The organism is Xanthomonas sp. NCPPB 2922 (genome assembly GCF_041520885.1).
Lineage (GTDB): Bacteria > Pseudomonadota > Gammaproteobacteria > Xanthomonadales > Xanthomonadaceae > Xanthomonas > Xanthomonas campestris.
The window spans coordinates 1-6,803 of the sequence record NZ_JBGOFY010000042.1 but is presented as its reverse complement, the minus strand read 5'-3'; the positions used below and the strand labels follow the sequence as shown (position 1 = coordinate 6,803).

The 6,803-nt window shown below is 58.0% G+C and carries 6 protein-coding genes and 1 pseudogene; 4 read left to right on the top strand and 3 right to left on the bottom strand.

From position 1 onward, the window contains the following. Window positions 1–126 precede the first annotated feature (126 nt). Window positions 127–780 carry a hypothetical protein gene (locus ACD584_RS21670; protein WP_147309026.1) on the bottom strand — a complete coding sequence of 218 codons (654 nt, stop codon included), beginning with the start codon at window positions 778–780 and terminating at the stop codon, window positions 127–129. 617 nt (window positions 781–1,397) lie between these two features. On the opposite strand from ACD584_RS21670, the gene ACD584_RS21665 reads away from it, so the two are divergent. Together ACD584_RS21665 and ACD584_RS21660 are read left to right on the top strand one after the other, a co-directional pair. After that, window positions 1,398–1,742, top strand: coding sequence for a hypothetical protein (locus tag ACD584_RS21665; protein ID WP_228438129.1), 345 nt, complete (start codon window positions 1,398–1,400; stop codon window positions 1,740–1,742). After that, window positions 1,739–2,155 (top strand): hypothetical protein, encoded by a 417-nt coding sequence (locus ACD584_RS21660; RefSeq protein WP_076037060.1) that lies wholly within the window; start codon window positions 1,739–1,741, stop codon window positions 2,153–2,155. The genes ACD584_RS21665 and ACD584_RS21660 overlap by 4 nt, the downstream gene beginning before the upstream one ends. Window positions 2,156–2,364: 209 nt before the next feature. On the opposite strand, the gene xopAE is transcribed toward ACD584_RS21660, so the two are convergent. Beyond that, window positions 2,365–3,996, bottom strand: a complete 1,632-nt coding sequence (gene xopAE / locus ACD584_RS21655; RefSeq protein ID WP_076037061.1) for a type III secretion system effector XopAE — start codon at window positions 3,994–3,996, stop codon at window positions 2,365–2,367. A 582-nt stretch (window positions 3,997–4,578) separates the two neighbouring features. On the opposite strand from xopAE, the gene ACD584_RS21650 reads away from it, so the two are divergent. Further along, window positions 4,579–4,857 carry a hypothetical protein gene (locus ACD584_RS21650; RefSeq protein WP_139328385.1) on the top strand — a complete coding sequence of 93 codons (279 nt, stop codon included), beginning with the start codon at window positions 4,579–4,581 and terminating at the stop codon, window positions 4,855–4,857. 433 nt (window positions 4,858–5,290) lie between these two features. On the opposite strand, the gene ACD584_RS21645 is transcribed toward ACD584_RS21650, so the two are convergent. Further along, window positions 5,291–5,515 carry a hypothetical protein gene (locus tag ACD584_RS21645; RefSeq protein WP_175611669.1) on the bottom strand — a complete coding sequence of 75 codons (225 nt, stop codon included), beginning with the start codon at window positions 5,513–5,515 and terminating at the stop codon, window positions 5,291–5,293. A 544-nt stretch (window positions 5,516–6,059) separates the two neighbouring features. On the opposite strand from ACD584_RS21645, the pseudogene ACD584_RS21640 reads away from it, so the two are divergent. Beyond that, a pseudogene (locus tag ACD584_RS21640) lies at window positions 6,060–6,803 on the top strand (integrase); the annotation flags it as partial.

Genomic DNA, 6,803 nt, shown 5'->3' with positions numbered 1-6,803 from the left:
ACAAGACAGCGCAAGGACGGAGTAAACTCCCTCCTCGGCGCCGGCACTACTTCGTCCGGGCGTCGCGCGGAGTGAGCGACCATGGGTCCCACGCCCGGAAATGCAAACAGTGTGCCCGAGCCCCGCTCAAAGCATCAACGCTCGTCGCGCTCGTTGCCGATACCAGGGCTCGCATTCTTGAAGGATCATCTGAATGTCATCTACGTCCTTGGTGGATTCCACCACGCGCCAAATTCTTCGTTTCTCACCGGTTCTCTGCCAGAAACTTGCCTTTGAAGCTTCGGGCTCAAGAACAAAAAATATTTTTCGCGGCCGATCAGAACCACGAATCCCATCAAACGATTCAGCGCAGCACAACAGAAGATACGGAATATACAATTTATCGAAAGCTTGGAGAGACCAAGCATCCAGCTCCCTTGCCTTATCTAAGAGTGGCAAAAACTCCGTCCACTTTAGCTCAGGACATATTTCTTTTGCGCGATAATAGATGCTTTCAAGGTTGTCTAGCGCATACTGGCGCACACTCGCCGCTTCAGCAGCAGTTCCTCGAGGGATACCCTGAAGATACCTAAACGCGGCTCCACTGGTTGGGGTAGTAGGGCAACCTGAGCCTTGTGGATGAGAAAAATAGGTTCCAACTGTCTTCGATAGCTGGGCATCCACTCGAAGATTGCAATTACATATCGGGCAACTTGGCGTTTGACCGTGATGCTTGACCAGCCATTCCTTGATCGGGATCAGCCTCTTGGCTGGGTCAGACTTCAACACCGCTTTTTTCACCGGCATTTTTTCCTAGGCTACCGCTTTACAGTCTAGTAGTGAAAGTCGAGCCTGCGCAACCGCTTTAACGATCGTCAATATGGCGCGGGATCAGAAACCGGAGCGACCAAGTGATCAAGCTCTCTGTATCGAAGAAATTTGGCTCACCTGGTCCAAGAGAATGATTTGGAGAGAAAAGCAACCAGCAGTCCTCCCGACCAACGCGATCATCTGGCTCAACCCGATAGCCAAGAGAGGTCAACTTTGAGATGCAATCTTGAATTGACATCCCATACTTCTATCCGTTAAGCGCTTTTTGTCAAGCCGCGGGGTTAACTATATCTATTGGCTAACAGTTCTGGAACTCATCTAAGGTCCCTCTCGGAGGCCCAGCGCTGGTAGAGAGTGGTGATGTGCGACTCCCAGGCCAGTGGTCGAACAACCAAGGGTGGGCTCCATGCTGCTCGCGTGCCATTGGCATCTGCTGCACTCGCCCTGTCGCCGCCTGCCCGAACCACGCCGCTTGCAATCCGCTGCCAGCTGCCAGCTGCCAGCGCCAGCGCCAGCGCCAGCAGCCTTGAGCGTCGACCCACGAAAAGCACTCATGCTCAACGCATTTCGGGCTCAGTAGCTGAGGCATGTATATCAACGAAATGCCGCCTAGCTGTGGGACACTCGAGGCATCTTCGGACTGGCACCGAGCCATGGGAAATGAACGACTGAAAGCGGCCCTGGACCCGTGGATGCGCGTGGAAACGTGGCATACCTTTCACCCGCTTGACGAGCAGCGCTTTCATCTAGCACTGGCTGCCGCCTTCGAGGTGGTTGGCCTGCCCGCTGAAGCCTTGGAGTTTGAGACCGCGATGCTGGCGCTCGCGCGCAAGCACCACGGTGAAGTGATGCTCCATCACATTGACGCGATCGAGGCCTATGCGCAGCTCGCCGAGAACATCAGCTTCTATCTTCACAACACAAGAGCATGACTGCCGCCATGAAGCGTTTCCGCCACTTGCGCAGCCTGGTGCTTGCAATGCTTTTGGTCGTCTCACTTGTCGGGTGCGCAGCGACTGGCCCCGTCACTAGCCTGCCCATCGAAGGCCCCGTGCGTCTGGGCGAGATTGCGGCGGTCGACGGGCCCAAGGTGCGCCCCGATCACGTCATTGAGGACAGCCGTTGCCCGGCCGACGTTCAATGCGTCGTGGCAGGCCGGTTGATCGTCAGGACGACCGTGATGGGCGGCGGCTGGTCTAAGCAGGTCGATCTAACGCTGGGTATCCCGGTGTCTGTCGCCGATGGTATGTTGACGCTGGTGGACGCCACACCAGTGCTCATCAGCGGGCACACCGCCATGTCATCGACCGCACGTTTCAGCTTCAAGTTTCAGGGCGGCCGCTAGCCAACGTGATCTGCTCTAAATTGATTGGGTGTGCGTCTTTCCGAACAATGGTTAGCTATCGACTTTCGCTGGATGACTCTGCCGGAAGTAACGCTTCTCTGAGCACGATAGCAAGTCAGCTAACTCACGCATCAGCTCTGCTTCCTACGCCCCAACCAAGCACATCATTGCAAATGACGCCACAGCCGTCGGCACAGCAAGCCGGGGCTCTAACGGATGCGCCATTCTTTTAACAGCGCACGTGCCCGCAGCCCGATGAAGCTGTTCGCGTTGGCCTGCGCCTGTTCGGACTCCCGCTTGGCTTCTGCTTCCCCGATGACACCCTCCTGCGCTTCGTCGAAGTGAGCCATGGCCCAAGTGGTGGCGGCTTCTTGCGCAGCCTTTCCCTCCACATCGTGCATGGAAATGTAGGCCCGCAGCGGCGGCCACATCTGCGGACGTCCCGTGAGTTCGTTCATGCTATGGAGCAGCCTGTTCCTCGACAGACCTAGATCAGGATTTCGTATCGCCTCCTGCAGCATGCTCAGTGCCGCCTCCCGGTTTCGCGTGTGCATGAGCTTGTGCTTCAGCATTTCCGAAAAAGCGGTTTTAACATCACCCCGCACGGGCGGCCCGCCACCGCCTACCTGGGTCATGCCATCCATGTTCAGGGTCTTGACGGTGTGCTCGCTCAAAAACTCGCCGAAGCTGCTTCGGAATTCGGGAGACGTGATGGCCTCGGCCACCACTTGGTCCAGCAGGCGCATGTCGGCCGGCGTGATGGACCTGTGGAAGATCATGGCGTTTTGTGCCAGACCCTGCATCCACTTATCAAAACGCTCTCCCAGGTCGGCATCGATGCCCCTCAACACACGCGTGAACTCGGGCCCGCGGTTCCACGATGCCCCGGCCTGCTCTACCGCAGGCATCGCCGGTGGTCGCGTTCTGCCAGCGAGCGGCTGCGCCGCGTGCTGCACCGGCTGCGGGTTGCGGATTTGGGCCAATTGGCGGCGCAAATGATCCGGCACCTTGATTTCGCAGTTGGCGGGAAGCCGCGCAAGGGATGGCTGAAGGGTTTGCAGACCCGTGCCGCGCAGGTCCAGGAGTTGCAGCTGGGAAAGTTCCCCCACGCTGTCGGGCAGATGCCGGAGTGCGGAGCAGTCTTTCAGCGACAGTTTCGTCAGGTTGCTCATTTGACCGATGTCCTCGGGCAATTGCGCCAGCCGGCCGTTGGAGGACAGGTTGAGTTCTTCCAACCGGTGCAGCCGGGTGAAGCTCCCTGGCAGTTGCTCCAGCTTGGAGTTCGATACCACTTCCAGTGAAGTGAGCCCCTGCATGTTGCCGATGTTTTCAGGCAACTCCCGGAAATGCGACGAGTGAGATACGCTCAATTGGGTCAACTGGCTCAATTGGATGATGCTGGCCGGCAAGCGCTCATAGCGTCCGCCACCCAGCGTGAGGCTGCGCAGGCTTTGCATACGCCCTAAGTCGCTCGGCAACTCCTCCAACGGTATCGCCGTCAACTGAAGGGTCTCCAGGTTGGACAAGCTCGTCAAGGACGTTGGCAGCCTTTTTAGACCTGGGGTGGCGGCAACCTGCAGGTGGCGAAGCTGGCGGAGCTGCCCCAGGCTGTCTGGCAGCGACTGAAGCCCCGTGTTGATCAGCAACAGTTCCTGCAGCGCTTCAAGTCGGCCGATCGCATCCGGTAGCGTCGTAGCAGGAAGGCCGTAGTTGAGTGCGAGCCTGGTGCTTTGGCGGGCGGCTGCACGGCGGATTGCGTCTGCCACGCCTTGCAGAACCTCCCGCGACATATCCCTCTCGCCGTTGTGCAGGTTGTAGCCGCTAGGGACCCGCTCTGCCATCGGCAGGCTGCGTGCGAGCCAATCTTCGATGTCGTGCTCTATGCTGCGCGGTGATGCAGAAGACGCGCCAGCTAGCGAAACTGGTTGCATCGACGAACGCAGAGGTGACCGTAGAAAACGCCCTGGACTTCTGGGCGGCAAGGCGTCGGTCGCCGACGTGTTTTCGCGACGTCGCGGCCGCGCACGCAGAGGGCTGAGTAAGCCATCCACCGCGCCGGACGGTTCGCGTGGCGTCGTGTCTTCGGCAGGCCTGCGCTCGGTGGTGTCAGTTCGCGGACGAGAGCGAAGTAAGCGGTTCACATTGAACATAGAGATCTACCTGACGGATTCAGCGGGACTGCATAGGCCCCTCGAACGCCAGGCTACTTTCCTGTGATGCCCATCGCTGCGCGGAAGCGAAGAGGTTGCGTCCCCATGCGAAATCAGGCGCCTGTCTGCAAACGCCCCGGTCCTGCACACTCATGCACCCTGAGCGCCCAATTAGAAAATATCCGCCCTAATCGGCCTTTAGAGTAATAAGAGGTCGACCTGAGAACGAGCTTGCCCAGGCATAATGCGCAAACTGAGCAAAAGGAGTTGTGCGTGCCGATCTACATGGTGAGTTTCGAGTGCAAGAGTAGCGACAAGGACTACACAGGGTTCTTCTTAAAGATCAAGGAAATTGGTCATCCTTGGTCCAACGATGTCGGTTCGACTTGGCTCATCGGCCATCTGGGAAACGCCAGCACCATACGCGATGCATTGAGGCGACACCTTGATAAGGAAGATCGCCTTCTGGTGGCCAAGCTGGCAAAGAAGGACGCCGCGTGGTCCGGCTTTTCAACGATGAGTTCCGAGTGGCTGATGCGACACCTGAGCTAGACAGCAACCTCGGCGATTCGAACCGGGCTAGGAAAATACCTACAGTCCAGTCCACCTTTCGCCGACAGTGTCTCAAGCCCTTTCCCTCCATGATGACGTCTTGCCAAGGGCTGGCCCTGGCAGTCGTTTGTCTGACGATGGTGTCAGGCAACCAGAGGTGCATAGCACCCTCGAGGAGGATCACTGTTGGGCGTTACCGCAACTCGGCACGTGGGCGATTACCTGCTCACAGCCCATATCACTCCGGCTGACGGGAAGTTCCTTCCAGAGCTCCTAATTTCCAGGCCCGGCGGCATCACGCTTCACCGCTACCCAGTCCCCATTGTTGCCTTCCCTGATCGAAGCGCTGCGTATGACTACGCCAAGCACTGGATGGCTGCGTGCTATGTGTCGAGCACAGGCTCAGTAAGCGCGGCCTAACAACCGCCTGACCTCAGCCCTCGCCGTCCGCCTCTGTTAGCCCATGCCAAGACAAGATTTCCTCGGCCCGGCGGCCGACGAACTGCACGTCCTCGCTCGTCATCGCTTTGCTCTGGATGGCAGCGGCCATGCTGGAAAAAGCTCGCCAGAAATGGCGGCGGTCAGGACTCGACGCGCGCAACGCTGGCACCGCTGCGTCTAGTTGATTGAGGTGGATGCGCAACTCGGCTCGGTCCATGGGCTCAAGTATCGGCAGCCCGGTCGCACCGCTTGAGACGCATCGTCGCCAGGGCAGCACGGAGTCAGTTTCTTTCAGGTGCCGGCACGACGCTGCTCAAGCGTCCCGCGGGGTGAGCGACCATTGGGTCCCACATCCGGCAAGCTCACATTGAACCTCCGACGTTTACCGCGCCATAGGTCTCGCGCCCGATGGAAGTTCCGAACCAGGCTCATTACTCTCCGTATAATAAATTAAACCTAACAATTAATAGCCTAACATTTAACTTATATTCACTTTAAAGCAGCGCTACTTAAGCTATTTAGTTAGCTTGTTTACTGCAAACAGTACACAAATGACTGCGATAAATCGACTCAACCTTCCTTGAAACCCTTGGTTTATAAGGCGTTTCGCCAGATAACGAATTAGAAAACCCGGGAAGCACCTCAGAGGGGACACCCCAACACCTAAGGACTGTGCCGACACCGCAGATTTTTGTATCGCCCCCGTTGACGAATTTTCGTCATGTCATATCCCTACTTCCATCTTTCGATGGAAGTGACCCATGACCGCTCTACCGTCCGCAGCACTCAACGACTACATCGCCTCGCCCTTCGGCCTCTTGCATTTGGAAGGCATCCACATCGGCCGGTTCCGCATCGACCGCGCCATCATCCGAGGTCGGGAAGCCGCCATCAACCTGCAAGAATGCATCCTCGCCGCGCTCGACGAAACCGGACGAAAGAGCGGCCTGAAGAACAGCACGCGCTACCCCGCGCAGTTGCCCATGGGCACGCCGTCGCGCCCACTGGCCAGAGAAGTCGACGATCATTTGGAAGACATGCGTCGCCGCCAGCTCGACCCGAAAACTGTGCAGTCCACCGAGCGCACGTTGAAGCTGCTCCTGTTGACCTGCGGCAATATCTCCGCGGCCCGTGTGGACTACCACCACATCCAAGCGCTCTGGACGCTGCTGCGCTGGGCTCCGAGGAACTTGGTGTCGGATCCGCTGCTGAAGGACCTCTCCTTTGACGAGGCAATCGCCCTGGGGAAAGAGCAAGACGTGCCGCCGCTGGCCCCGGCCACCGAAGAGCGCCACAGGCGCTTCTTGGTCGCCTTCTTCAATCACCTGGTGAACGGGCAAGCCATCGACTTGTCACCGATGAAGGCGTTTCGGAAGCCCAAAGAAGATCACACCATCAACCCCGACAAGGCGATCCGCTTGTTCGAGGACGCAGACCTGCAAGCCATTTTTGATCCCGCGACATTCATCCCCTGGGCGAAGAAACCACAGTATTGGTGGGCACCA

Bases quoted from the DNA above. Each gene is read 5' to 3' on its own strand.
- ACD584_RS21645 (WP_175611669.1), bottom strand. From the start codon at position 5,515: ATGGACCGAGCCGAGTTGCGCATCCACCTCAATCAACTAGACGCAGCG.
- ACD584_RS21660 (WP_076037060.1), top strand. From the start codon at position 1,739: ATGACTGCCGCCATGAAGCGTTTCCGCCACTTGCGCAGCCTGGTGCTT.
- xopAE (WP_076037061.1), bottom strand. From the start codon at position 3,996: ATGGCAGAGCGGGTCCCTAGCGGCTACAACCTGCACAACGGCGAGAGG.
- ACD584_RS21665 (WP_228438129.1), top strand. From the start codon at position 1,398: ATGTATATCAACGAAATGCCGCCTAGCTGTGGGACACTCGAGGCATCT.